Annotated in this window: 25 protein-coding genes; 9 read left to right on the top strand and 16 right to left on the bottom strand. The window is 38.0% G+C overall.

Annotated features, from left to right (window positions below):
* From BGO88_RS02960 to BGO88_RS02940, 5 genes are all read right to left on the bottom strand, one after another.
* Complete coding sequence (locus tag BGO88_RS02960) at positions 1 to 672, bottom strand: TetR/AcrR family transcriptional regulator (protein ID WP_056071280.1); 672 nt, start codon at positions 670 to 672, stop codon at positions 1 to 3.
* A gap of 150 nt (positions 673 to 822) precedes the next feature.
* Entirely contained in the window at positions 823 to 960 is a 138-nt protein-coding gene (locus tag BGO88_RS02955) for a DUF2256 domain-containing protein (RefSeq protein ID WP_286705913.1), read from the bottom strand.
* Positions 957 to 1,247, bottom strand: a complete 291-nt coding sequence (locus BGO88_RS02950) for a TIGR03643 family protein (protein ID WP_371417597.1) — start codon at positions 1,245 to 1,247, stop codon at positions 957 to 959. The genes BGO88_RS02955 and BGO88_RS02950 overlap by 4 nt, the downstream gene beginning before the upstream one ends.
* Entirely contained in the window at positions 1,241 to 2,659 is a 1,419-nt protein-coding gene (locus BGO88_RS02945; RefSeq protein ID WP_286705911.1) for an SDR family oxidoreductase, read from the bottom strand. Before BGO88_RS02945 ends, BGO88_RS02950 begins: the two co-directional genes overlap by 7 nt.
* Before the next feature lie 2 nt (positions 2,660 to 2,661).
* Positions 2,662 to 3,366, bottom strand: coding sequence for an SDR family NAD(P)-dependent oxidoreductase (locus tag BGO88_RS02940; protein WP_286705910.1), 705 nt, complete (start codon positions 3,364 to 3,366; stop codon positions 2,662 to 2,664).
* 301 nt (positions 3,367 to 3,667) lie between these two features.
* Here BGO88_RS02940 and BGO88_RS02935 point away from each other — a divergent pair, with 301 nt between their 5' ends.
* Positions 3,668 to 4,564: a MerR family transcriptional regulator gene (locus BGO88_RS02935; RefSeq protein WP_286705909.1), complete on the top strand. Its 897-nt coding sequence runs from the start codon at positions 3,668 to 3,670 to the stop codon at positions 4,562 to 4,564.
* A gap of 261 nt (positions 4,565 to 4,825) precedes the next feature.
* On the top strand, positions 4,826 to 5,809 hold the full coding sequence (locus tag BGO88_RS02930) for a fasciclin domain-containing protein (RefSeq protein ID WP_286705908.1): 984 nt from the start codon (positions 4,826 to 4,828) through the stop codon (positions 5,807 to 5,809).
* A 97-nt stretch (positions 5,810 to 5,906) separates the two neighbouring features.
* On the opposite strand, the gene BGO88_RS02925 is transcribed toward BGO88_RS02930, so the two are convergent.
* From BGO88_RS02925 to BGO88_RS02915, 3 genes are read right to left on the bottom strand one after another with little or no spacing between them, the layout of a single operon-like run.
* Entirely contained in the window at positions 5,907 to 6,656 is a 750-nt protein-coding gene (locus BGO88_RS02925) for a succinate dehydrogenase/fumarate reductase iron-sulfur subunit (protein ID WP_286705907.1), read from the bottom strand.
* A 16-nt stretch (positions 6,657 to 6,672) separates the two neighbouring features.
* Positions 6,673 to 8,589 carry a fumarate reductase/succinate dehydrogenase flavoprotein subunit gene (locus BGO88_RS02920; RefSeq protein WP_286705906.1) on the bottom strand — a complete coding sequence of 639 codons (1,917 nt, stop codon included), beginning with the start codon at positions 8,587 to 8,589 and terminating at the stop codon, positions 6,673 to 6,675.
* Between the two features lie 11 nt (positions 8,590 to 8,600).
* Positions 8,601 to 9,257, bottom strand: a complete 657-nt coding sequence (locus BGO88_RS02915; protein WP_286705905.1) for a succinate dehydrogenase cytochrome b subunit — start codon at positions 9,255 to 9,257, stop codon at positions 8,601 to 8,603.
* 391 nt (positions 9,258 to 9,648) lie between these two features.
* On the opposite strand from BGO88_RS02915, the gene BGO88_RS02910 reads away from it, so the two are divergent.
* Positions 9,649 to 10,293, top strand: a complete 645-nt coding sequence (locus BGO88_RS02910) for a hypothetical protein (protein ID WP_286705904.1) — start codon at positions 9,649 to 9,651, stop codon at positions 10,291 to 10,293.
* Positions 10,294 to 10,390: 97 nt separating this feature from the next.
* Here BGO88_RS02910 and mnmE read toward each other — a convergent pair whose 3' ends face one another.
* A complete protein-coding gene (mnmE, locus tag BGO88_RS02905; RefSeq protein WP_286705903.1) occupies positions 10,391 to 11,806 on the bottom strand; it encodes a tRNA uridine-5-carboxymethylaminomethyl(34) synthesis GTPase MnmE in 1,416 nt (471 codons plus the stop codon).
* Between the two features lie 142 nt (positions 11,807 to 11,948).
* Here mnmE and BGO88_RS02900 point away from each other — a divergent pair, with 142 nt between their 5' ends.
* The gene (locus BGO88_RS02900) at positions 11,949 to 12,788 is read left to right on the top strand and encodes a universal stress protein (protein ID WP_286705902.1); all 840 of its coding nucleotides are present in this window, start codon (positions 11,949 to 11,951) and stop codon (positions 12,786 to 12,788) included.
* A gap of 32 nt (positions 12,789 to 12,820) precedes the next feature.
* Positions 12,821 to 14,191, top strand: a complete 1,371-nt coding sequence (locus tag BGO88_RS02895) for an NAD-dependent succinate-semialdehyde dehydrogenase (RefSeq protein ID WP_286705901.1) — start codon at positions 12,821 to 12,823, stop codon at positions 14,189 to 14,191.
* Between the two features lie 261 nt (positions 14,192 to 14,452).
* Here BGO88_RS02895 and BGO88_RS02890 read toward each other — a convergent pair whose 3' ends face one another.
* The 6 genes from BGO88_RS02890 to BGO88_RS02865 all read right to left on the bottom strand — a co-directional run bounded on the left by BGO88_RS02890 (position 14,453) and on the right by BGO88_RS02865 (position 20,038).
* A complete protein-coding gene (locus tag BGO88_RS02890; protein WP_286705900.1) occupies positions 14,453 to 14,995 on the bottom strand; it encodes a hypothetical protein in 543 nt (180 codons plus the stop codon).
* Between the two features lie 10 nt (positions 14,996 to 15,005).
* Positions 15,006 to 16,124 carry a DNA polymerase III subunit beta gene (gene dnaN / locus BGO88_RS02885; protein ID WP_056071321.1) on the bottom strand — a complete coding sequence of 373 codons (1,119 nt, stop codon included), beginning with the start codon at positions 16,122 to 16,124 and terminating at the stop codon, positions 15,006 to 15,008.
* Between the two features lie 98 nt (positions 16,125 to 16,222).
* A complete protein-coding gene (gene gldG / locus BGO88_RS02880) occupies positions 16,223 to 17,887 on the bottom strand; it encodes a gliding motility-associated ABC transporter substrate-binding protein GldG (protein WP_286705899.1) in 1,665 nt (554 codons plus the stop codon).
* The gene (gene gldF, locus BGO88_RS02875) at positions 17,887 to 18,612 is read right to left on the bottom strand and encodes a gliding motility-associated ABC transporter permease subunit GldF (RefSeq protein WP_286705898.1); all 726 of its coding nucleotides are present in this window, start codon (positions 18,610 to 18,612) and stop codon (positions 17,887 to 17,889) included. Before gldF ends, gldG begins: the two co-directional genes overlap by 1 nt.
* Before the next feature lie 188 nt (positions 18,613 to 18,800).
* Positions 18,801 to 19,097 carry a putative quinol monooxygenase gene (locus BGO88_RS02870; RefSeq protein ID WP_056071330.1) on the bottom strand — a complete coding sequence of 99 codons (297 nt, stop codon included), beginning with the start codon at positions 19,095 to 19,097 and terminating at the stop codon, positions 18,801 to 18,803.
* Positions 19,098 to 19,210: 113 nt separating this feature from the next.
* Complete coding sequence (locus BGO88_RS02865) at positions 19,211 to 20,038, bottom strand: SAM hydrolase/SAM-dependent halogenase family protein (RefSeq protein WP_056071334.1); 828 nt, start codon at positions 20,036 to 20,038, stop codon at positions 19,211 to 19,213.
* Positions 20,039 to 20,144: 106 nt separating this feature from the next.
* Between BGO88_RS02865 and BGO88_RS02860 the strand changes: the two genes are divergently transcribed.
* The 3 genes from BGO88_RS02860 (at position 20,145) to BGO88_RS02850 (ending at position 22,867) form a co-directional block, all read left to right on the top strand.
* The gene (locus BGO88_RS02860) at positions 20,145 to 21,095 is read left to right on the top strand and encodes a PhoH family protein (RefSeq protein WP_056071337.1); all 951 of its coding nucleotides are present in this window, start codon (positions 20,145 to 20,147) and stop codon (positions 21,093 to 21,095) included.
* Positions 21,096 to 21,335: 240 nt separating this feature from the next.
* The gene (locus BGO88_RS02855) at positions 21,336 to 22,286 is read left to right on the top strand and encodes a phosphoribosylaminoimidazolesuccinocarboxamide synthase (RefSeq protein ID WP_101471975.1); all 951 of its coding nucleotides are present in this window, start codon (positions 21,336 to 21,338) and stop codon (positions 22,284 to 22,286) included.
* Between the two features lie 194 nt (positions 22,287 to 22,480).
* On the top strand, positions 22,481 to 22,867 hold the full coding sequence (locus tag BGO88_RS02850; protein WP_286705897.1) for an ankyrin repeat domain-containing protein: 387 nt from the start codon (positions 22,481 to 22,483) through the stop codon (positions 22,865 to 22,867).
* Between the two features lie 81 nt (positions 22,868 to 22,948).
* Here the strand turns inward: BGO88_RS02850 and BGO88_RS02845 are convergent, their stop codons facing one another.
* Positions 22,949 to 24,040, bottom strand: a complete 1,092-nt coding sequence (locus BGO88_RS02845) for a M42 family metallopeptidase (RefSeq protein WP_056071344.1) — start codon at positions 24,038 to 24,040, stop codon at positions 22,949 to 22,951.
* An 82-nt stretch (positions 24,041 to 24,122) separates the two neighbouring features.
* Between BGO88_RS02845 and BGO88_RS02840 the strand changes: the two genes are divergently transcribed.
* Positions 24,123 to 24,779, top strand: a complete 657-nt coding sequence (locus tag BGO88_RS02840; RefSeq protein ID WP_273238180.1) for a DUF4294 domain-containing protein — start codon at positions 24,123 to 24,125, stop codon at positions 24,777 to 24,779.
* Positions 24,780 to 25,080: the final 301 nt, after the last annotated feature.

Raw genomic sequence — 25,080 nt, 5'->3', positions numbered from 1 at the left:
TTACTTATTTAACGATGTGATGAGATATAAATAGAAATCAGTGGGGCTGACTTTTTCATTGCAGTCCGTGATCGTTTTAAAATGGTCTTTAATAAAATGTTGATGGAGCGAACCTTCCACAATACTTGATGCAAAAGATTTTGGATAGGGAAAATCAGGGTTTAAATCAATAATCATAGCTACAATTCTATTAATCACCTGTTTGTAAATTAAGAAAAAACCTTCCTTATTTTCTTCATCAACTTCTTTGGTCAAAAAAGTCTTGGTAAATTCTGCAATAATAATACGGTTTAATACAGATTCATCAATGTAGTCTGTGCTTGCGTCATCTTTTATCTGCTCGGTTACAAGCGTTATGGCCTGGCGCAGCTTTTCGGAAGGATCAGAAATATTAGCTGTAGCAAATACTATCCTGTATTCCATCCAACTCCAATACCAGGAAGAAAGGTATACTAGCAGCTTATGCTTATTTTCGAAGTAGCGGTATAGCGAACTTTCATTAGAACCGATACGTTCTCCAAGTTTCTTAAAAGTGAAGTTGTCAAATCCCACTTCATCAATAAGTTTGATACTTTCCTGAACGATTTTACGTCCCAGCTTGGAAGTTTGCGGATCCTTGAGGTAAATTTTTGGATTTACCTGGATTTTTAAATACGCTAGTAAACTTTTCATTTTGTAAAATTTACACGCAAAATTAATAGTAATGCTATTACATTTGAAATTATTAATAGTATTTAACTTTTGTTTAGGTTTTTAAAATTTACATACTATAGAAACTTTATTAAATAAGGAAGGTTTAGGAACTTAAAAATTACATATTTATCATTTCCCTTTTCTGCATCGTTCACTGCAATATCTTACATTATCCCAATCTTTTTTCCATTTTTTTCTCCAGGTGAAGGACAATCCACAGTGAATGCAAGTTTTTGTTGGGAGGTTTGATTTTGCGACACGTTTCAACGCTTGGAGATTTTATTGTTTGTAATAATTCGTTGCCTGCTGCACTTAAAGCGGGTGATACCTTGAAAGCGTCTGGATGCATGTTTTGTTTTGCACTGTTCAATCCGGCTTCGCCAATTTCTGTAACTGGATGGACGTAATACTTTATGCATCAGTTTACGAAGCTCTCCCTCCGTAAGTCCAAATTGTAATGTTATGGCCTCAAACGGCGTACGGTCTTCCCAGGCCATTTCTATAATCCTGTCCAGATCCCGGTCATTGAAAGTATTCAACTTCTTTTTCACGATGCAATCTTTTTTATCATGCCGTTAAATATGAAATAATGAAATGGAAGAACAAAGTACCAGTATAATCTGCCCAAAAGGCCCAGAGGGCGGAAAGTTGCGGTTTGTTTAACAATGCCATCAGCGATGGTAAATTCCAGCCATGCCTCACCGGGCAATCGCATTTCAGCATATAGGAGAAGTCGCATTTCTTCACGGTCAGCATACAAAACCCTCCAAAAATCAAGTGACTCTCCCGTAGAGATGTGAGAGGCATTCCTGCGCCCACGTTTAAGACCGACACCTCCAAAGAGTTTGTCAAGAAAGCCTCGAAAACTCCAGAGCCAGTCTGCGTAATACCAACCTGCTGTGCCTCCTATTGCGAAAATTCTATTTGCGGCCTGTTGCGGGTCTGTGGCTTTCATGGTTTTGACATCTTTAAAAACCCCAAATTCAGGTACCTGAACTGTGGAATAAAGGCGCGCCTGGCGTTCTGAACCGAGTGCGTCTTTCCAGGTAGAGAGCACCATGTCCTGTTCAATCTTTCCAAATGCCAGAGCTATAGCCTCGCGATAGGATATAAGTTGGATTTTCAATAACCCGGCAAGGTTGTTAGGAACTGCAACAACATCCACTTTCATACTATCCACCAGGTTTTTTGCCAGTGGATATGAAGTGGAAGTGACAAAATAAAGCCAATAGGAGGAGAGCTTCGGTGTCATTACAGGCACAGTAATAATCCGACGCTGTAATCCACGCTCGGAAGCAAAGTACATCAACATCTGTTTGTAGGTCAGTATGTCAGGACCATAAATATCATAATGTTTGTCAAAGGTCTGCTTTTGAAGCAACACTCCGGCAAGAAATTCAACAACATTCCGTATGGCGATAGGCTGGCATCTGGTATGTAGCCACTTTGGAGCTACCATTACAGGCAGTTTTTCCACCAGGTCACGTATTATCTCAAAGGAGGCGCTGCCGGAACCTACAATAATACCTGCCCGCAAAGAAGTAAGCGGAACATGGCCGGAAGCAAGTATATCTTCCACATTTTTGCGGGAGGCAAGGTGTGGTGATAGCTTTGAGTCATTAATAATCCCGCTGAGGTAGACGACCTGCTGAGCCTTTGTCTTTCCTATTGCTTCTGTAAAATTACGGGCTGCTTGTTCTTCCAGTGATGTGAATTCGCCTGAGGCACTCATAGAATGCACCAGATAATAGGCAGCATCAATATCTTTTGGTATTCCGGAAGTAAGACTTTCAGGTATCAATAAGTCTGCTTCCAAAATTTTCGGAGGAATAATTCCCGTAAATTTTCCGGTGTCAAACCTGCGGCTATTGCGCACAAGACATATTACCTCATGTCCTTGCGCCATCAGCACCGGAAGGAGCCGTTGTGCGATATATCCTGTTGCACCTGTCAAAAGTATCTTCATGCCTATTTAATTATAGTTCCAAGACCTCCATTAATATTATAAACCTGTCCTGTTACCCAACGATATTCGGTCAACATATGAAAGGCAACCTTAGCAATTTCTGCTGATGTGCCGAAAGTATTCATGGGATGCCGTGCCTTTGCGGCCTGAATTTTTGCTTCTGTATTAAGCAGTCCAGCTGCTAGCGGTGTATCTGTTAGGGAAGGTGCAATGGCATTTACGCGCACATCGGGTGCCAGTTCTGCAGCCATGGCAAGGGTAAGACCTTCTACGGCACCTTTGGCCATTGCAGTTGCAGCATGAAAAGGCATTCCCGTCCGAACAGCTACGCTGCTAAAGAGGAGTATAGAAGGGTCTTTTGTGTTTTTTATATTAGCCAGATACTGTTGTACAAATAAAAGCGCAGCAGTAGCATTTAAAGTTATAGTTTTGTTGACATCTTCTTTAGATATCCTTGCCAGAGGCTTAAGCATGATACTTCCCGGACAGTACACCAGTCCCGCAGCTTTAACGGTAATATCTGGCAGCGGTTCATCACTAAGGAAATCGTGTGAGTAGTGTCTGTAAAGCTTGTGACCGTTAAGCGCTCCCGGGCTACGGCTGAGGCCGCACACTTCAAATCCATGGTGTATGAGCAAAGTGGCAAGCTCAAGACCAATTCCGCTACTTGCACCCGCCACAATGTAGGTATTTGCTATATTTTCCATTATTTATTTTGTATTGGACGATTGTAATTATTAAATGACAGTCAGCTAACGGGAAAGAATTTTGGAGCAAAGCACAGGAGTGGGTTTCGATATTGTCGATTTGCTTTTTGAGATTGCTAAATGACATTTGAAACTCCATTGGTTGTATATTATTTTTATCTACTTGTTTAAATAAAATACAAATATACATAAACATTTTTTTCTGTTTAACAATTATGTATTTTTGTTAAACAAATTTCTTATTTTTGTGTTCTTAAGTAGAGCTTCCGGCTTTTGCAATTAAGTATTAAATCCTTAATCGATGAGCAACATCAAGACTGTATTTTCTATTGGAGACCTTGAGGGACTATCTGGGGTAAAAGCACATACAATACGCATTTGGGAAAAAAGATATGGTCTTCTTTCACCAGAGCGGAGCGAAAATAACTTACGTTATTATGGTCTTGATGAATTGCGTAAGCTTCTTAATGTGGTACTTCTGACAGGTTACGGAGTGAAGATTTCTAAAGTAGCCAAAATGAGGACAGAGGAAATCGAGATGATGGTGGGCGAAATTCGTGTTGGCAGGGAGGACATCAAACATACACTCCATCTCTTCAAGCTGGCAATGATGACTTTTGACCAACCACTGTTTCTGGATGCCACAGATCACCTATTGGCAAAAATGCCGTTTGAAAGAGTTTTCAATGAATATTATATACCATTCTTACAAGAGATTGGCCTGATGTGGCAGGCCGGAACTATCCAACCGGCTCACGAACATTTTATCAGTTGCCTGATACGTATGGTATTAATCCAGCAAATTTCTTTGTGTAGCAGAAGGGTCAGAAAAGGCACGTTGCCTGCGTATGTACTTTTCCTTCCCTTTGGCGAAATCCATGAGTTGGGTCTGATGTTCCTGCAATATTTAATCACTTCCTACGGTCATGGTTGTGTGTATCTGGGCAGCAGTATTCCGCTGGATAGCCTGTCAGAGGTTACCAAGCTTTTCAGAGGTGTTACTTTCATCACCTATATGACGGTACTGCCTGAAGAAAAACCGCTCGATGAATATGTTGAAGCATTGCTCGAAAAGGTACGAGACAACCATTCACAACTTTGGATAGTAGGCCGCCGTGTTGCCGAACTGACAATGGGTGATAGGGATAGCCTTACTCTTTTTACTACGTTGCAGGATATTGCTGCAAAATTATCATAACTATACTGCAAATATGGGTATTAGATTTTAAATCTAAACTTTTACATTAGCAAATCATATGGTTTTGTTCAGCCTTTCTTCCTATTTTTTATTCTCTAGTAATTCAATTGCCTTCTGTTTAGAGACTTTCTGTAATTTATAGTACAGCTATAAATAACTATTACCTAAACAAAAATTAATTTTTTGTTTAATTATTTAAGTGTTTTTGTTAAACAAAATTTTGTATTATAATTTTGAGACACTAACCTAAAAATAGAACTTATGAAAAGAAATTTTTTCAGAAAGGGGATTGCAATACTCACCCTTGCTTTTATTCCAGTTGTGTCATCGTGCAGTGATGATGATAATGAGCAAATGCCACAGGGCAATACCATTGTTGATATAGCTTCATCGAATGCTAATCTTTCTTTGCTGGTAGATGCTCTTGATAGAGCTGACTTAGCGGCAACTCTTGACGGAAACGGAAGTTTTACAGTATTTGCACCAACTAATCAGGCGTTTACGGCATTCCTGCAACAAAAAGGATTTGCGAATCTGAATGCTGTTCCGGTTCCGGTTCTTAAGGAAATACTGCTCAACCATGTTATTTCAGGTGCTGTTACATCGTCGTCACTTACTACCGGCTATGTTAAGACAATGGCCAAAGGAAGTGCATCGGCAACCAACACATTAAGTATGTATATCAATACAGCTAATGGGGTTGTGATCAATGGAGGTGCAGCCAACGGAGGTGCCACAGTAACTACAGCCGATGTAATGGCAAGTAATGGTGTAGTACACATTGTTGGAAATGTTATTGATTTGCCTACTGTGACGAGCCATGCCATTGCCAATCCTGATTTTTCGATCCTTGTTCAGGCACTTACAAGAAACGATCAGCCTGACTTTGCTGGCATTCTTTCTGGTACACAAAATTCACCATTTACGGTATTTGCACCAACCAATTCAGCATTTGCCAGCCTGTTGACCGAACTTAACCTTACGGGTCTGTCACAGATTCCACAGGCAACACTGGAAAATACTCTAAAGTATCATGTGGTAGCAGGACAAAATATATTGGCGGCATCGCTTATGAATAATATGAGCGTGACTACATTCCAGGGTAGCAACTTTACGGTTAATACTCAAGGAGGAGCTTCTATAAGAGATGCTAATGGTAGAGTGTCTACTATTACAGCAACTGACGTTCAGGCTTCTAACGGTGTTGTGCATGTAATTAATAAGGTACTTTTACCTCCTATGTAATAGCTAAAAAGAAGTGAGTAGAATTTACAGGGTGTCTTTTTAAAGGCACCCTTATTCATTTAGTAATTTATTGCTATAATCTGAAATCGTTCAATATTTATTTTTTCTTGAAAAACAAAGCTCTGTTATATTCATAATTCATTCTTGCAATACTCAGGACAGAGATACCCTGAGGGCATTCGACTTCACAGGCTTCTGTATTTGAGCAGTGTCCGAAGTGTTCAGCATCCATTTGTCGTACCATATTCAACACACGTTCACTGCGTTCTTCCTTTCCTTGAGGAAGCGAAATCATATGCGTGATTTTTGCAGATGTAAATAAGGCTGCACTGGCATTTTTACAGGTAGCCACGCAAGCCCCGCAACCAATACAGGCTGCGGCATCGAATGCTTCTTCAGCCGTCTGATGCGTAACGGCAATGGCTGTTGCATCAGGAGCCTGGCCTGTGTTTATCGAAACAAATCCACCGGAAGAGATAATTCGGTCAAATGCCGACCGGTCAACTTTAAGGTCTTTTTTGACAGGAAAAGCCTCTGCCCGAAAAGGTTCTATCAAAATCGTTTCACCGTCTTTAAAGGAACGAAGGTGAAGCTGGCAGGTGGTTGTTTGTTTTAGAGGCCCATGTGCGATACCGTTAATCATCATCCCGCATTGCCCACAAATTCCCTCACGGCAATCATGGTCAAATTCTACGGGTTCATCGCCTTCAAGAATCAGCTTTTCATTCAAAGTATCCAGCATTTCCAGAAATGACATATGTGGATTAAGTTCAGTAAGATCATAATTTACCAGTTTCCCTTCACTTTGACGGTCTCTCTGTCTCCATATTTTCAGGTGTAAATCCATAATTCCTGTGTTTTTCTTATTTATAACTTCTAACCGTCGGTTTTACTTCTTCAAAAATCAACGGTTCTTTGACGAGCTCCGGTTCCTTATTTTCACCCGTCCAATTCCAGGCAGAAATAAATTGAAATTCAGCATCGTTTCGTAACGCTTCTCCGTCAGGTGTTTGAAATTCTTCCCGAAAATGGGCGCCACAGGATTCATTCCGGGTTAACGCATCATAACACATCAATTCGCCAATTTCGAAGTAATCTGCCACACGGCCAGCCTTCTCGAGTTCGCTATTCATTGCGTTTCCTTGTCCGGAAACTTTCACATCTTTATAAAATTCCTGTTTCAGTTTCCTGATTTCGTTGATGGCATATTTTAATCCTTCTTCATTTCTAGCCAGTCCGCAATAATCATAGAGCAGTTTTCCTAAGGTTTTATGGAAATAATCTACCGTTTTTGTTCCTTTGATAGAGATGAAGTTTTCAATTTGCTGCTTCACATGATTCTCAGCTTCTTCAAACTCTGGAGTAGTAGTAGCTATTTTTCCGGTATGAATTTCATTCGATAAATAATTTGCTATGGTGTAAGGAGCGATAAAATAGCCATCAACGGAAGCCTGTAGTAAGGAGTTGGCACCTAATCGATTGGCTCCATGGTCTGCAAAATTGGCTTCTCCCAATGCAAATAACCCCGGAATGGTCGTCATCAATTCATAATCCACCCAGAGCCCGCCCATAGAAAAATGTGCGGATGGGGAAATCATCATTGGTTCCTGATACGCATCATATCCGGTAATTTTAAGATACATATCAAAAAGATTTCCATATTTCTCCTGAATCTTTTCTTTTCCCTGCTCTTTGATGGCTTTGGAAAAATCAAGATAGACCGCATTTTTTAAAGGGCCAATCCCGAAACCGGCATCAATTCTTTCCTTTGCAGCCCTTGAGGAAATATCCCTTGGGGCTAAATTTCCAAACGCCGGGTATCTTCTTTCCAGATAATAATCCCTTTCATTTTCAGGAATATCATTCGCTTTTCTGGTTTCGTTTTTATTGGATGGCACCCATATCCGCCCGTCATTTCGTAAGGATTCGGACATCAGCGTTAATTTTGACTGATAATCACCAGATTGGGGCAGGGAAGTAGGATGAACCTGTATCCAGCTTGGTGAAGCCATTAGTGCGCCTTTTTTGTGCGCCCTCCAGATGGCAGAACCGTTGCATCCCATAGCCAGAGTTGACAAATAATATATTTTTCCATAACCTCCGGTTGCCAAAACCACGGCGTGTGCGGCATGTCGTTCAATTGCTCCTGTATCCAGATTCCTGACAATAATTCCTCTTGCTTTTCCGTCAATCACAACCAGGTCGAGCATTTCATGTCTTGAAAATAGTTGTACGCTTTTCTTCCCGACTTGTCGCATCAAAGCCTGATAAGCACCCAATAGCAATTGCTGTCCGGTTTGTCCTCTTGCATAGAAAGTACGGCTTACCTGAACGCCCCCAAAAGAACGGTTGTTGAGATAACCACCGTATTCTCTTCCAAAAGGAACACCCTGTGCAACCGCCTGGTCAATCAGGTTCAGTGAACATTCTGCCATTCGATATACATTAGCTTCCCGGGCCCTGAAATCTCCGCCTTTCAAGGTGTCAACAAACATTCTGTAGACGCTATCTCCATCATTTTTATAGTTTTTTGCAGCATTTACACCGCCTTGCGCTGCAACAGAATGCGCCCTTCTCGGGCTATCCTGAAAACAGAATGATTTTACATTATAACCCATTTCTCCCAATGAGGCAGCAATGGAACTCCCTGCCAGACCGGTTCCAACAACAATGACATCCAGTTTTTTTCGGTTAGCCGGATTTACAAGTTTTGCCGTTTTTTTATAGTTCTCCCATTTTTTTTCTAAAGGGCCTTCGGGTATTTTTGAATCTAAAACCATACTGTTTCAATTTAGCGGTAAGTGAAGAATATGTAAAAAGGCATTAATGCAAATCCTATACTGATGATAACAGAATAGGCGATACCAACTCTTTGGAACCATCTTACAAACTTCGGATGGTACAATCCCAAAGTTCTGGCGGCACTGTGAATTCCGTGAATCAAATGATAACATAAAGCAATCATCGAAATGGCATAAATAAGGACATACCACCATTCCTGGAAGACATTCACTACGATTATATATAAGTCTTTATTTCCATTGGCATCCAAAGGCGGATTTCCGAATTTGTAGACATACCAGAAATTCTGAAAGTGGATGACAAGGAAAATTAAAATCAGTGTGCCCAAAACGCCCATATTTCTGGAGTACCATTTGCTTGCTCTTCCCCGATTTTCCACTTGGTAGTTTCCGCCTGCTTTTTTGTTTTTTAAGGTAATGACCAAACCATCAATTGCGTGGAGGATAATGCTTGCATACAGTATATATGAAACTAATTTAATAAGGATATTTCCGGACAGAAAATGGGAATACGCATTAAATTGAAGATGCGCCTGTTCCTGTGGTAAAAATAGTTGGAGGTTTCCCAGGAAATGAATCAGGAGAAAGAAGCTTAGAAAAAGCCCTGTAAGACACATTAGCATTTTTCGAGATAAAGTTGAAAGCATACTTTTCAGTTTAGATTACTACTAACCAGGAATTAGTATCCAAAGTTCTCTGATGCCAATAAAGATAATCAATAAAAAAATACGATTTTTCAGACGTATGATTTTTTTACTTTTGATTAATTAAAATGATTAAAAATGTTGATCAGAGAGAAATTGTTTTTAAAGGAAACTATCTAAAAATGAAAAAACAAAATAACTGGTTAACATGCAGATTTAATATAAAGATTGAAATACATAGTTTAGTCAAAGCTTTAAAATTTTTATAAAGAATTTAAACTTACCTTTACCAATGGTAAAATGTTTGATTATAATATTTGCCTTTGATTTTTTAGACACAAGATCTAATGTGTTAGAAGTAATGGTTTAATTCAGAATGATTACGTAATTAAAAATGGACAATCATATACACGAACTCCTTTACCACTATAACGAAGATGGTTACGAAGGTTATGATTTAAGGGAAGTACAACTCCTTGAAAAAATAGATTTAGAAAGAGTTGAAAAATTAAAATTGCTTCTTCATAATGATGACAAATATATTGCTTATCAGGCAATGCTTATTTTACTTGCATGGTCAATACCGGATGGATTTAAACAACTGGATAGGTTTATTTCCGAAAAATGGGATGAAATAAAAAATTTTGAACCTCACAGACTATATAATCAGGATAATGTATATGATGTAATAACAGATGCATTATCTGTTGCAACATTAAAAGGAAAAAGTGAGCAAGAATTATATCCTTACATTAAATATTTTTTGAATATTTATGGGGATCATTTTTTTGAATCAAATCTAAAAGAATTCCTTCTAAAGAAAAATTGCAGACCGCTTTTACAAGAAATAGAACAAGCTATGCAAAGTGCTTTAAAAAATAAAAAATACTATCAGGCAAGTCAACTGTTTCCTGTTATTGTTCAGTATGACAAAGATGGCTTTAATAAGTTTATAGATATTTTTAATGACTTAATAAGTCAAGACGATAGAATTTCATATAATATAGAAGAAGCAAAAAAAATATTTAATAGACTATAGGAAAAAAGATTGGCATTATCGATAAAATGGAAAAACCAGCTAAATTGCTGTTTTATGGGCTTTAACTGGTTTGTGATTTATGTGTTTTTTATACCTTTTACTTGCCGATACAGAAATTCGCAAAAATATTCCCCAATAATTCATCATTAGTAACCTGGCCTGTAATCTCGCCAAAGTAATACAAAGCCTGTCGAATATCAATAGCCATCAAATCACTTGAAATACTGGATTGAAGCCCAAATTTTACTTTTTGTATTTCTTCCAACGCTTTTAATAACGAATCATAATGCCTTGTGTTAGTCACAATCGTTTCATTATTTCGCAAAGCACCCGTATTTACAAAAGAAAGAAGTTGGTTTTTTAAGGCTTCAATATTGGTGTTTTCTTTAGCTGAAATTAAAAGTATTTCTGGGATTTCTGATTTGAGATTTTGGATTTGAGATTCGGTTAGCGTATCAGCCTTGTTACCAATAATAATCAAAGGTTTTAAAGGAAACTGATTTCTTATTTTTTCAACCTCAATCTTTACATTATCTAACTTGTTGCTATCTGAAGTCTGAAATCTGAAATCTAAAATCCCCGAGCTGTCCAAAAGATAAACAATAACCTGTGCCTGTTCTATTTTTTCAAAAGTCTTTTTGATACCGATACTTTCTACGACATCTTTTGTTTCACGGATTCCGGCTGTATCAATAAATCTAAAGCTGATACCGTTAATGACCAACTCATCTTCAATCGTATCGCGGGTGGTTCCGGCAATCTCTGAAACGATGGCACGTTCTTCATTTAATAAGGCATTCAAAAGCGTAGATTTTCCCACGTTAGGTTCACCCACAATAGCTACCGGAATTCCGTTTTTGATAACATTACCCACGGCAAACGAATCAATAAGACGTTTCAATACAAACTCGATACGCTCCAATAAATCATAAAATTGCGTTCTATCGGCAAATTCAACATCCTCTTCAGCAAAATCCAATTCCAGTTCAATAAGAGAAGCAAAATTCAGCAGTTCTTCACGCAGTTTGGCAATTTCATTCGAAAAGCCACCTCTCATTTGCTGCATGGCGATTTGGTGCGAAGCCTCATTTTCTGAAGCAATCAAATCAGCTACAGCTTCCGCTTGTGAAAGGTCTAATTTACCATTGATAAAAGCCCTGAGCGTAAATTCTCCCGGTTCTGCCATTTTACATCCTTTACGTAACAATAGCTGTATAATCTGCTGCTGTATATAAGTCGAACCATGGCATGAAATCTCCACTACATTTTCACCTGTATAGGAATTTGGGCCTTTAAAAATAGAAAGCAATACCTGGTCATATACTTTCGTGCCGTCGATAATATGACCCAGATGAATGGTATGCGTCTTCTGTTTCAGGAGGTCTTTTCCTGAAACCGACTCAAACACGGAAGCCGCAATCGTCAAGGCGTCTTTTCCTGAAACCCTGATAATGGCAATGGCTCCGGCTCCGGATGGGGTAGCTAAGGCAACGATAGTATCTTGTGAAACCATAATATATTATTTTATGCAAAGATAGAGTAAAGTTGCCATAAGCAAAAACCACACGCCTATGTTAAATAAAAGCAAACTCGCCGCTGTGATTTTCCTGGGGTTGGACTTTTTTGTAACTTTATAGATACAAAACAACTGAAAAATGAAACGAATCCTTTTTCCAACCGACTTTTCCGAAATCGCAGACAACGCTTTTCTATATGCGCTGAAAATGGCAGATTCGCTGGAAGCAGAAATCATCCTGCTCCATACTTTTGATATGCCAATTATTGACGGTGCAGAAATCCCGATTAATTTTAAAGAAATGTACGATACTCTCGAAATACAGCAGATGTCACATTTCAAAGATTATATTCCGCATTTGAAACAGATTGCCGAGAAAAATGGAATGGGACACATACAGATGTCACACCTGCTCAAATCGGGCGACCTGACCTATGCCATGCAGGATGTGGTTCAGGAACACAATATAAATTTGGTGGTTATGGGCACGAGTGGTGTTTCCGGATGGTTCGATTCACTTTTTGGTTCGCAGACAGGCGAGGCCATTACTTCACTGACCGCTCCGGTATTAAGTATTCCGATTGAAGCGAAATACAAAAAAATCAAAACCATTGCCTTTACCAATTTATATAGGGAAAAGGATTTTGAAGCTTTGCAGCGTCTGGTTGAAATTGCCTTAAAATTTGGCGCTACCATAAAAAGCTTATACGTTAAAAAATCATTTACGTCACTTTCAGACGAAGATATAAAAGCATGGGAAGAAAGATGCAGTGCCTGGCCGGTACAGTTTTTTGTTATTCCTCATGATGATGTCAAGGAAACCATACAGGACTTTATCAATAACCAGCATATCGATTTGTTGACCATGCTTACAGAAAAAAGAGGGTTCTGGGAAGACCTTTTTACATCCAGCCTTACCCAGAAAATCTCCTATAAGATTGAAATACCAATGCTGGCACTTCACGAAAACGGCTTGTAAGGCACAATTATATACTCCTAAAACATTTAAAAATGGCTATTAAGACAATCAATCCCTATAACAATAAAGAAATCAAATCCTTTGAAGAGTTTTCCGAAGAAGCGGTGGAGAAGAAAATTGCTCAGGCAGATAAGACCTATCAGAAATGGAAAACCATTGCCATAAAACAACGGGCAGAACTTTTAATGAATGTTGCTTCCCTCTTCAGAAAAAGGAAGGAAGAACTGGCAAAGTTGATTACATTGGAAATGGGAAAACTAATTGCCCAAAGTGAAGCTGAAGTTGAAATGTGTGCTTCAGTCTATGAATATTATGCGAAAAATGCGGCTGATTACTTAGAAGATAAGCCCATAGAAATAAAAGACGGAAAAGCCTTTGTCCGATACACACCAATCGGGATTATACTGGCGGTTGAACCGTGGAATTATCCGTATAATCAGGTAGCCAGAGTTGCCGCGCCAAACATTATGGCTGGTAACGTAATCATGGTCAAACACGCTTCTAATGTACCGCAATGTGCCGCTGCTATTGAAGAAATTTTTAGGGAAGCTGGAGCAGATGAAGGAATCTATACCAATCTATTCCTTTCCAGTTCAAGAATTGCCAAGCTGGCAGAAGACCCAAGAATAGTTGGTTTGTCGCTTACAGGAAGTGAAAAGGCAGGGGCAAGTCTGGCAGAAGCCGCGGGAAAAAATTTGAAAAAATCAGTTTTGGAATTGGGTGGAAGTGACCCGTTTATCATTCTGGAAGATGCCGATTTGGACAAAGCGGTAAAAAGTGCAGTAAAAGGGCGATTCGGAAATATGGGACAGGCCTGTACTTCCTCAAAAAGAATTATAGCCGTTGGGAAAATTGCTGATGAATTTCTGGAAAGATTCAAAGAAAAAGTTACCGGACTAAAAGTAGGCGACCCTATGGAAAGAGATACGGAAGTAGGTCCTTTAAGTAGTGAGGAAGCAGCCCAAAAAATTGAAAAACAAGTAAATGATACCGTAAAGTCAGGAGCTAAAATTGTCTTAGGAGGCAAAAGAATTGATAGGGAAGGAGCTTTTTATGAACCGACTATACTAACAGATATAAAACCGGGCATGGTAGCCTACCATGAAGAGATTTTCGGACCTGTTGCATCTTTCTATAAAGTAAAAGACGAAAAAGAGGCCATAGCTTTGGCCAATGATTCTACTTTTGGTTTGGGTGGTTCTGTTTTCAGCAAAAATATAGACAAAGCTGTCGAAGTAGCAAGCCAGATTGAAACAGGAATGGTATTTATCAACGAACATGTGGCATCCCGCCCGGATCTGCCTTTTGGTGGAACCAAACGTTCAGGTTACGGACGTGAACTTTCTGAATTGGGAATTGAAGAATTTGTGAATAAGAAGCTCATTAGGATAAGTAATAAATAAGTTGCTAAGAGACTAAGGTTTTGAGGTGCTAAGTTTATACTTTTTAGTAGGTAAAAGGAATAAGTTATTGAAAGTGATTTTTATAGATGCTTATTTGGTGCTAAATCTCACAATAGCCACTATCGACTAACCATTATCAATTATCAACTATCAACTATTATCTAGACACTATCCACTTTCCACTAATCACTATCAACTAAAAAAAAGGCCGTAGCTCAGAGAGAGTCTACGGCATTTTTGGTATAAAGGGTTGGTTGTAGCTTATTCAGTACTGCTCAGGTCAGTAAATAATCCGATATACTTTCCGCTGAATGTTTGCCCATCTGTTCGGGTAAATTGGAAAGTCAAATCGATTTTGTTTTCAGATACAGAATTAATCGTAACCGTTTTTTCAGTAGCATTAAGTCCCGCTTCCGAGTTTTTCAGTAAAAAAGTACCGTCAACATAGGTATAATTCTCATCATCTGCATTCTGTACATAGGCACCGCCGGTTTGTATAGAATAATTAGGAATATCGGTTATAGTTCCGGCTTCCAGATTGACACCGTTGAAATCAAAATAAATTTTGCTGATATTGGATACTGCGGTTGAATCGTTCAGGTTTACATTCGAAAGTACAATAGAAATAGGACCCGGAGTGTCATCTACAATATTTTCGTCTGTGACAAAAGCGTTATTCAATACATGAAAGCCGCCATTAAAAGTAAAACCATTTTCACCTAATTTTCTTCCGTCATCGTCAGAACAGGAAACCAACAGGAACAATGCGAGAAAAGGAAATATTTTAATGATTGAGCGAGCCATTGAAAAGATTTTAGTTATTAAGCATTACTGGCATAACAAGCATCGTAACGGTTTCACCATCTTCCAGTCCGTCAACAGGAGTCAGGATTCCGGCTCTGTTTGGCAAGGACATTTCCAACATGATTTCGTCAGATTGAAGATTGGTCAGCATTTCAGTTAAAAAACGGGAATTGAATCCAATCTGCATGTCGTCACCCTGATAGTCGCAGGTCAAACGTTCTTCTGCCTTGTTTGAATAATCAATATCTTCTGCAGAAATATTCAATTCGGCACCGGCAATTTTTAAACGGATTTGGTGCGTTGTCTTATTAGAGAAAATAGCAACACGACGAACCGAACTCAGGAATTGTGAACGGTCAATCATCAGCTTATTTGGATTTTCTTTTGGAATTACAGCCTCATAATTTGGATATTTTCCGTCAATCAATCGGCAGGTCAAAACGTAGTTGTCAAAAGAAAACGTAGCATTGGAATCGTTATATTCAATTGTTACTTCAGCTTCGGAAGTTCCAAGGATATTTTTTAAGATAGTCAAAGGTTTCTTTGGCATGATAAAATCTGCTACTTGTGATGCTTTTACATCGGTTCTCGCATATTTTACCAATTTATGTGCATCAGTTGCCACAAACGTAAGTCCTTCCGGTGAGAATTGGAAAAATACTCCCGACATTACCGGACGTAAATCGTCGTTTCCGGCAGCAAAAATAGTTTTGCTTACCGCTGTAGCCAAAACTCCGGCAGGAACTATAGTTGAAGACGGGTCATCAAGATTTACAGATTTCGGGAATTCTTCACCTGGTGCGTATGCCAATGCATATTTACCGGAATTGGAACTGATTTCAATAGTACTGTTTTCCTCTACAGTAAAAGTAAGCGGTTGCTCCGGGAAAGTCTTTAAAATTTCCAAAAGCAGTTTTGCAGGAACAGCAACGCTTCCGGTACTTGTAGAATCAATTTCTAAAGTAGCAGACATGGTGGTTTCCAAATCGGATGCTGAAACGGTCAATTGTTTGTTATCCAACTCAAAAAGGAAATTATCCAGAATTGGCAAAGTATTGCTGCTATTGATAACGCTTCCTAAAACCTGCAGTTGTTTTAATAAGTAGGAACTCGATACTATAAACTTCATTTTCGTCTTTTATTTAATAAGGATTGTAAAACTACAAATATTTTACATTGCACAAATATATCTTAAACTAATTCTAAAACAAAACCAATTTATTAACATTATTTGCTATAAGCCCGCCTTCTAAGGTAGGTAAACACTAACCCGAAAATTGCGAGAATGAGGATTGGTAATCCAACAGTTAGGAATTGGGTAAAGGTATAATTGTCAGAAACTTTTTTCTCATCCAGCAATGCAAGCTCTACATTTTTACCTCTAATGTTGATAAGTCCCGTATCATCAAGCAAGTAGTTTACAGAATTCATCAGGAAATCTTTATTGCCATAAACCTGTTGTGTCCATTGATCAATTCCATTCATCAACGGCTTTTTATTGACATACGTATAATTAATAACATCACCATCAGCAATCACAATCATTTTGTTAGCTTTTCCTTCATCAAGTTCCTGATTCGCCTTAAATGGCTTCACACGGTTTTTAAAAGCAGAAGTAAATTTTCCTTCCAGCAATACCCCTAATGTTTGATTTCCTTTGGAATATTGGGCTTCATTCAGTTCATCCATAAACTGGTGCAGGCTGATTTCTACAGGAGTTCCTACCACCCTGGATTGAGGTGAACTTTTTAGGAGTACCGTTTTTTTGATATTGTTTTTTAAAGTATCAATCTGATTGGCAAACTCTAACTTAACCAGATTAACATTTTTATTTATTGGATGGTTTTCGGCCGATTTTACAATTGGGGAATACAGCCAGTCAATAGGGAAATCACCATTTTCAGAACGTGCCGTGATTGGTGTTGACAATAAATCCTCTACAAGATTATAGTTGATACGGATACCGTATTTAAAGAACATATCATCAAGATTCAATTCCACAGGAAGAGCCATAGCCGATTGTGATTCGTTTTGAAGGTTGTCAATATCCGCTGCAACCTTATCAATAAGCCAAAGCGTCTTGCCGCCATTCATGACATATTGGTCCAGAATGTATTTTTCAGAATCGGTAAAAGCCTCCGTTGGTTTGGCAATGATTGCGGCATCAAAATGAGCCAGATTCTGCATCGTCTTGTTTGGGTCATTGGCAAGCGAATCCAGATTGAATTCTCCAATCAGGTAATATTCTTTTAAGTTAAGGACAAAATCAGCCAGGTATTTGTCATTAAGTTCGCCGTTTCCTTTCATTACGGCAATCTTTTTCTTTTCTGTTACGGCCAGTTTTGTAAGCGCATCTGCAAAAGCAAATTCTAACAACTGTACTGATTTGCTGATATTCTCATCGGCATTATTACCAAAATTGTTAACCAGCAAAGGAACGCGAACCGACTTTGTACCATAATTGGCAATAGCCCACGGAAAAACCTGAATCATAGATTTCTTTCCGTTTTTATTGCTCTGTATATTGGTAGGAGTGAACCCAAGACCATTCAGTTCGGATACGAATTGTTCGGCCTTAGACTCATCGGCCAACGGGTCTGTGAAATTAAAAATGATGTTGGAGTTGTAAGCCCTGAATTCTTCCAGCATTTGTCTGGTTTCCCCTTCCAGGCGTTTGAATTCCGGTGGAAATTGCCCATCAAGGAATACGTCAATATAAAGAGGCTTGTCCACCTTTTTAATCATGTCAAGCGTACTTTTCGACAAGGTATAACGCTTATCTTTTGTAAGGTCGAAACGCTTAAAAAAGAAATTTCCGGCAATATTTGCTGCAATCAGTAAAATAATAACGATGCTGAGCTGCTTCAGGCTTTGTTTCTTAGACGCTTTCATTAGGATTTCAAAGATTTAAGTTTAAAAGCGGTAAGCGATAAGAACAATACCGTGATGCTTATGAAATAAATAATATCCCGCGTGTCCAGAACACCACGGCTCATACTTTTAAAATGATAATCCATACCTATAGAAGCTACTATAAGGTCAAAACTTTCGGCATAAGTTGAAATACCGTCAAAACCAAAGTAGAATACAAAGCATAAAAGCACTGAAAGGATAAAGGCTACAATTTGGTTTTCTGAAAGTGTTGAAGTAAAAATCCCGATAGCTGTATAGGAAGCAATCAGGAAAAGTAATCCGAAATAGGAACCCAAAGTACTTCCAAAATCCAAATTTCCTTCAGGATTTCCAAGATTGGAAACAACCAATACATATATAAGAGTAGGAATGATGGCTATTACAATTAATAAGAAAGCACCAAAGAATTTACCATTAATAATTTCCCAGATGCCTAATGGTTTGGTAAAAAGTAATTCAATAGTTCCCTGTTTTTTCTCATCCGAAAAGCTTCGCATTGTTACTGCCGGAATAAGGAAAATCAAAATCCAGGGTGCCAATGTAAAAAACGGGCTCAAATCGGCAAATCCGGAATTGGGAATGTTAAAATCGCCTTCAAAAACCCAAAGGAAAAGTCCGTTGAGCAGCAGAAAAATAGCAATCACCAAATAACCAATCGGCGAACCGAAAAAGGATTTGATTTCTCGTAGTAATATTGATTTCATTTATAATTGATTGTTGATAATGTATAGTGTATTGTTGATTTCAAATTTCTGATTTCTGATTTCTGCCATCTGTCATCTGCCTACAGCCTACAGCCTACAGCCTACAGCCTACAGCCTACAGCCTACCTGATAACGGGGCAAGTTACACCAAAAATCTTAAATCTTAAATCTCAAATCATAAATCCAAATTATTCAAGCGTCACAAGCTTATCCACGCTCCACGCTTCGGGCTTATCATTAAATAATTTTTTGGTAAACGTCCAGATATCGTCAAAAAGCGCCGACTTCCTGTAGTTTTCCAAATCTTCTTCTGTTTCCCAATAACTGTATGTGAAAAATACACACTTGTTATTTTTGTCCTGATACAATTCTAAGAAACGATTTCCGGGCGCATTTCGTATTTTTTCTTTCATCAATTCGAAATTTTCTAAAAAGGCAGGAATGTTTTCTTCGTGGAATGACAGTTTTACAATTCGTACAAACATAGTTTTATGATAGGTAAATTTGTGATTTATGATTTTAGATTTAAGATTTGTGATTTGTCTATTGCAGAAAGCCTACTGCTTACAGCCTAAAGCTTAAAGCCAAATATATAAAGCTAAATAAAATTAATACTTACGAAATCGCGGTACTTTAATCCCAACAGGCTGGAGGCGCCTCCAACAGAATTAGGATTGCTACGGTAGATTGCGATTTCTAAAAATCCCGCCTCATTGAAAATAGCCAACTCCTTTCCTTCATAAAATTTAATGGAATTCTGCTCAAAATTAACAATCGATGAATAATTAGGAAGAATGGTTCTTAATTTATAATTCTTAAAGCTGACTTCATATTTCCTGCCTTTTCCTATTTTAGTGAAAAGCTGCTTGGAAATATTAGTCACCACATTTCCAAAATGGTCAATATAGATAGCATAGCCTTTAATACTATTATTATCCTGACTAACCACAGCCTGCAATTCAGTGACTTCTTTTATTTTAGTAATCTCCTTTCCTATAACATTCAGCAATCCGCCTCGTGCTAAATGACAAGCCACAGTTACAAAAACGTCCATAGCCGTTGCATTGATTCCCAGTCGGTCGTGTATATTAATAGATACAATTTTCTGTGGAATGATTTTTTGAATCAAAAGGCTCAATATTCCATTGTCAGCACAGATAAAATACTGGTCGTTCCATTGCATTGCAATATGCTGCGTTTCGGGATGCAGTTCAGAATCTACGCCTATAATATGTACGGTTCCTTTTGGAAAGCTGGAATAAGAAGCACCAACAATATAACTGGCTTCAGAAACATTAAACAAATCAATTTCATGTGAAATGTCTACAATCCTCGCTTCAGGATATTCAGAATAAATTTTACCCTTTAAAGATCCGACAAAGTGGTCTTTGCATCCAAAATCGGTCGTAAGGGTAATTATTGACATAAAATTGTTTATAACATTAACGCCAAGGCGCCTAAATTTTTATTAAATTTGAGATATGCAAAGCTAACAAAATAGCCAGATAATTTTTAATTTAATACTATAGCTTTTGAACGAAAGAACAATCGAACTCGTAGATATTGCGCCAAAAGATTTTTGGGGCGCCCAAGATTCTCATCTTGAAACTATTAGGAAATACTACCCTAAACTAAAAATTGTTGCCAGAGGAACTACGATTAAAGCTTTTGGAGAAAAAGAAGTTTTAGATGAGTTTGAAAACCGCTTCCAGCGCCTGATGCTCCATTTTTCACGCTACAATAATATTGACGATAATGTTATTGAAAGAGTTATTGAGGGTGGTAGCCAACAGGTGGAAAGAATGGCAGACCATGACAAAATTCTGGTACATGGTGTAGGTGGAAAAATAATCAAGGCAATGACGCCAAACCAGCAGTTGCTTGTAGACACCGTAAACAAAAACGATATGGTCTTTGCTGTTGGTCCGGCCGGAACCGGAAAAACATATACCGGCGTGGCAATGGCTGTAAAAGCGTTAAAAGAGAAGCAGGTCAAAAGGATTATACTTACGCGTCCTGCGGTAGAAGCCGGAGAAAATCTGGGATTTCTTCCTGGTGATATGAAAGAAAAACTGGACCCGTATATGCAGCCGCTTTATGATGCCCTACGGGACATGCTGCCCAACGAAAAACTGGAAGACTATATCACAAAAGGAATCATACAAATAGCACCATTGGCTTTCATGCGTGGACGTACGCTTGATAATGCATTTGTTATTCTTGACGAGGCTCAGAATACAACACATTCACAAATGAAAATGTTCCTGACCCGTATGGGGAAAAATGCTAAATTCATGATAACGGGCGACCCGGGACAGGTTGATTTGCCAAGAAGGACAATTTCAGGATTAAAAGAAGCTTTACTGGTACTAAAAGATATTGACGGAATAGGAATCATCTATCTTGATGATAAGGATATTGTTCGTCACAGACTGGTTAAGAAAGTAATAGAAGCCTATAAAAAAATTGAAAACCACGATTGAGAATAGCAGTGTATAATTAAATTAAAGTATAACGCAACAGGTTGATGTTTTTGGTCTTACACCAGGCTAAAGCAGAAACATATAAAATAGTAAAAATAACCAGTTGTTTTAAAACAATTATTAAAATGACTAAGGCTCGGAAGTACTAATTAATAGGTATTATTTCGAGCCTTTTCTTTTGTGTATCTCTGCCAAACGAATTACTTTTGCATCTTTACAAACAACACAACAACCATAGAAATGAACAACACAATAACTACTACCAATTTTAATTTTCCGAAACAGAAATCTGTTTACAGAGGAAAAGTTCGTGAAGTGTATAATATTAATGACGAACTTTTGGTGATGATTGCTACTGACAGGCTTTCTGCTTTTGATGTGGTTTTACCCAAAGGAATCCCCTATAAAGGACAAATATTAAACCAGATTGCAACCCGATTCATGGAAATGACCTCACATCTTGTTCCGAATTGGCTCATTGCATCACCGGACCCAAACGTAGCCGTTGGCCATTTATGCGAACCGTTTAAAGTAGAAATGGTTATACGTGGTTACCTGTCAGGCCATGCTGCAAGAGAATACGCAGCCGGCAAAAGAGAAATCTGCGGTGTTGCAATGCCTGATGGGATGAAAGAAAATGATAAATTCCCGGAACCAATTATCACACCCACAACCAAGGCAGATAACGGAGAGCATGATGAGGATATTTCAAGAGAGGCAATTTTAGAAAAAGGAATCGTATCTGAAGAAGATTATGAAGTATTGGAAAACTATACAAAAGTGCTTTATAATAAAGGTACGCAGATTGCAGCCGACAGAGGTTTGATTCTGGTTGATACAAAATATGAATTTGGTAAAACAAAAGATGGAAAAATCGTTTTGATTGATGAAATCAATACACCGGATTCTTCAAGATATTTTTATAAAGAAGGTTATGAAGAAAGACAGGAGAGAGGAGAATCCCAAAAACAGCTGTCAAAAGAATTCGTTAGACAATGGCTTATTGCCAATGGCTTTCAAGGTAAGGAAGGACAGCAGATTCCGGAAATGACAGAAGAATATGTAGAATCAGTTTCTGAAAGATACATTGAATTGTATGAAAACATTTTAGGAGAACAGTTTTTTAAAGCCGATATCTCCAATATTCATGAGCGCATCGAAAAAAATGTGCTTGAATTTCTGAATAAATAATCTAACACAATCATAATTATCTGATAACCACACTCTGCGTGGTTTTTTTGTTCTTTGTAGTGTGAAAGTAACAGGGAGCATAAAACGCTAAATGTTAAAGTTATGTTAGAAAAATAAAATACTGTAACAAAAGAAAAAAACAGTCGTCTATTAAGTAACAATCAAATCAAAAAATAATTTAAAACACAATCATCATGAAAAAATCAATCGTTTACTTAGGAATTGCATTACTTGCATTTGGAAATGTTGCTATTGCAGCTAACACTAATTCCCTAACAGAAAACACTGTTGTTGTAAAAGCTAAAAACGTAAGTCCTTTATGTCAGGCTATTGCTAAAGGAGATGTTGAAACTGTAAAAAGAATGATAGAATTTGGTACAGATGTCAATGCTACTTCAAATGGAATGACACCATTAATGTTTGCTGCACGCTACAATAAGGTAGAAATCGTAAAATTACTTTTGGAAAGCGGAGCGAAGGTAAACACAAAAGATGAAAAAGGATTTACAGCATTAAAACATGCTGAGCTATCAAATGCTACTGAAGCAGCTGAACTTATAAAAGCGCATAAAAAAGCATAAGAAATCATCAATCAAAATAAAGTCCCGTTATCTCATCAATAACGGGACTTTTGTTTTATACCTAAATATTATATAAAGGTGTTATTTACCAAAGTAGGTAAACGTTTCTTCGTTTTTAATTTTAAGCAAAGATTCGTAAATCAGTTTTATCACATTTTCTACATCATCACGATGAACCATTTCAACTGTTGTATGCATATAACGAAGAGGCAAAGAGATTAATGCCGAAGCAACACCACCATTACTGTAGGCAAAAGCGTCCGTATCGGTTCCTGTAACTCTTGAAGAAGCCAATCTCTGGAACGGGATTTTCTTTTCTTCTGCCGTATCCAGGATTAATTCCCTAAGATTGTTTTGAACGGCAGGCGCATAAGTAACAACCGGTCCTTTACCAATTTGAGTATCACCTTCAATTTTTTTATCAATCATTGGTGTGGTCGAATCATGGCAAACATCCGTAACTATGGCAACATTAGGCCTGATGGTTTTGGTAATCATTTCAGCACCGCGCAAGCCTACTTCTTCCTGAACGGAATTGGTAATATACAATCCAAAAGGCAGTTTCTTTTTATTCTCGTGAAGCAGTCGGGCAACTTCAGCAATCATAAAACCGCCAATTCGGTTGTCGATAGCCCTGCAAACGAATTTGTTTTCATTCAGAACCATGAAATCGTCCGGATAAGTAATAACACAGCCAACATGAACGCCAAGTTTTTCAACCTCTTCTTTTGTTTCGCAACCACAATCAATAAAAATATTATCAATTCTGGCGCCTTCTTCCTTACCACGATTTCGGGTATGGATAGCCGGCCAACCAAAAACACCTTTTACAATTCCATTTTTGGTATGAATATTGACGCGTTTTGAAGGAGCAATCATGTGGTCCGAACCGCCATTTCTGATTACATAAATTAAACCGTTTTCAGTAATATAATTGACATACCACGAAATCTCATCGGCATGTCCCTCGATAACGACCTTATAGTTCGCTTCAGGGTTGATGACACCAACAGCAGTTCCGTAGGTATCCGTAATAAAAGTATCGACGTATGGTTTTAGATAGTCCATCCAGATTTTTTGGCCTCCGGATTCATATCCGGTAGGTGACGCATTGTTCAGATAGTTTTCCAGAAAATCAAGTGAAGACTTTTTGAGTATAGATTTTGATGCCATATGATTATTTTTTGGCTAAAATATAAATTTGAAATTACAGTTATCCATATATTATATAATTTTACATAACAAATCAAACTTAATGAAAACTATAAACTATTTCTTTTTACTCTTCCTTTTATCTAATACATTAAATGCACAGGTAGATAAAAATGACGAGTACCTGAATCAGCCGGATACAATTAAGGTAGTCCAGCTGGATGAAGTACTCATATTAAAAGGAGAGATTGATGAAGAAAGTAAAAAGAATTTCCTGATTTTGCAAAGAAGAGTACAACGCGTATATCCTTATGCAAAGGCTACAGCCGAAAGGTTGGTTGCGTTAGAAAAGGGAATGGCTAAACTAAAGACCGAAAAAGAAAAGAAGAAGTACTTTAAGATTGTAGAAAAATATCTCGTGAATGAATTCGAAGGACAGCTGAAGAAATTGTCCAGTAGAGATGGGCAAATTCTCGTAAAGTTAATCCATAGGCAAACGGGGTCTACCACTTTTGATTTAATTAAGGAGCAAAAAAGCGGATGGAAGGCATTTTGGGCCAATAAGACCGCTCGCGTTTTTAGTATAAACTTAAAAGCACAATACAATCCGTATAATGTACCGGAAGATTTTCTAATTGAAACCATATTGGTAAGGGCTTTTGAAGAAGGCAGACTCCCGAAACAAAACCCGGGTATCAATATCAATTACCAGGAATTAGCTAAATCATGGAATGAAAAAGTAGCAAAATCGAAAACATAATAGGGTTTTTATAGCCCAAACAGAAGAAGGTAGTCTCGAAAGGCTACCTTTTTTATTGCTTTTGATGGAGTTGAAACATATTTTGCCTGTATTACCTATATATATGTATATAAATTTTACTTGATTTTCTGTTAGAAATAACCCTGCTTACAATTCCTCATCCCTGTTTTCCCGGTTTCTGTGAACCCGCCTGAGAAAAGTCTAAAAAAAAGTTCGTCTATAGGCTTCTGTTTTCCAGCGTCTTGCAAAAAAGTTTGAAAAAAAGTTACCAAAAAACTTGCAAAACGAATAAAAGGTGCTA

Source organism: Flavobacterium sp. 38-13, from assembly GCF_001899155.1.
Classification (GTDB): Bacteria; Bacteroidota; Bacteroidia; order Flavobacteriales; family Flavobacteriaceae; genus Flavobacterium; species Flavobacterium lindanitolerans.
The sequence above is the reverse complement of the archived record's forward strand: the minus strand, read 5'-3'. Positions and strand labels throughout refer to the sequence as shown.

Coding starts and splice junctions, on each gene's coding strand:
- BGO88_RS02960 (WP_056071280.1), bottom strand. CDS start 672: ATGAAAAGTTTACTAGCGTATTTAAAAATCCAGGTAAATCCAAAAATT.
- BGO88_RS02945 (WP_286705911.1), bottom strand. CDS start 2,659: ATGAAGATACTTTTGACAGGTGCAACAGGATATATCGCACAACGGCTC.
- BGO88_RS02940 (WP_286705910.1), bottom strand. CDS start 3,366: ATGGAAAATATAGCAAATACCTACATTGTGGCGGGTGCAAGTAGCGGA.
- BGO88_RS02935 (WP_286705909.1), top strand. CDS start 3,668: ATGAGCAACATCAAGACTGTATTTTCTATTGGAGACCTTGAGGGACTA.
- BGO88_RS02930 (WP_286705908.1), top strand. CDS start 4,826: ATGAAAAGAAATTTTTTCAGAAAGGGGATTGCAATACTCACCCTTGCT.
- BGO88_RS02925 (WP_286705907.1), bottom strand. CDS start 6,656: ATGGATTTACACCTGAAAATATGGAGACAGAGAGACCGTCAAAGTGAA.
- BGO88_RS02920 (WP_286705906.1), bottom strand. CDS start 8,589: ATGGTTTTAGATTCAAAAATACCCGAAGGCCCTTTAGAAAAAAAATGG.
- BGO88_RS02915 (WP_286705905.1), bottom strand. CDS start 9,257: ATGCTTTCAACTTTATCTCGAAAAATGCTAATGTGTCTTACAGGGCTT.
- BGO88_RS02910 (WP_286705904.1), top strand. CDS start 9,649: ATGGACAATCATATACACGAACTCCTTTACCACTATAACGAAGATGGT.
- mnmE (WP_286705903.1), bottom strand. CDS start 11,806: ATGGTTTCACAAGATACTATCGTTGCCTTAGCTACCCCATCCGGAGCC.
- BGO88_RS02900 (WP_286705902.1), top strand. CDS start 11,949: ATGAAACGAATCCTTTTTCCAACCGACTTTTCCGAAATCGCAGACAAC.
- BGO88_RS02895 (WP_286705901.1), top strand. CDS start 12,821: ATGGCTATTAAGACAATCAATCCCTATAACAATAAAGAAATCAAATCC.
- BGO88_RS02890 (WP_286705900.1), bottom strand. CDS start 14,995: ATGGCTCGCTCAATCATTAAAATATTTCCTTTTCTCGCATTGTTCCTG.
- dnaN (WP_056071321.1), bottom strand. CDS start 16,124: ATGAAGTTTATAGTATCGAGTTCCTACTTATTAAAACAACTGCAGGTT.
- gldG (WP_286705899.1), bottom strand. CDS start 17,887: ATGAAAGCGTCTAAGAAACAAAGCCTGAAGCAGCTCAGCATCGTTATT.
- gldF (WP_286705898.1), bottom strand. CDS start 18,612: ATGAAATCAATATTACTACGAGAAATCAAATCCTTTTTCGGTTCGCCG.
- BGO88_RS02870 (WP_056071330.1), bottom strand. CDS start 19,097: ATGTTTGTACGAATTGTAAAACTGTCATTCCACGAAGAAAACATTCCT.
- BGO88_RS02865 (WP_056071334.1), bottom strand. CDS start 20,038: ATGTCAATAATTACCCTTACGACCGATTTTGGATGCAAAGACCACTTT.
- BGO88_RS02855 (WP_101471975.1), top strand. CDS start 21,336: ATGAACAACACAATAACTACTACCAATTTTAATTTTCCGAAACAGAAA.
- BGO88_RS02850 (WP_286705897.1), top strand. CDS start 22,481: ATGAAAAAATCAATCGTTTACTTAGGAATTGCATTACTTGCATTTGGA.
- BGO88_RS02845 (WP_056071344.1), bottom strand. CDS start 24,040: ATGGCATCAAAATCTATACTCAAAAAGTCTTCACTTGATTTTCTGGAA.
- BGO88_RS02840 (WP_273238180.1), top strand. CDS start 24,123: ATGAAAACTATAAACTATTTCTTTTTACTCTTCCTTTTATCTAATACA.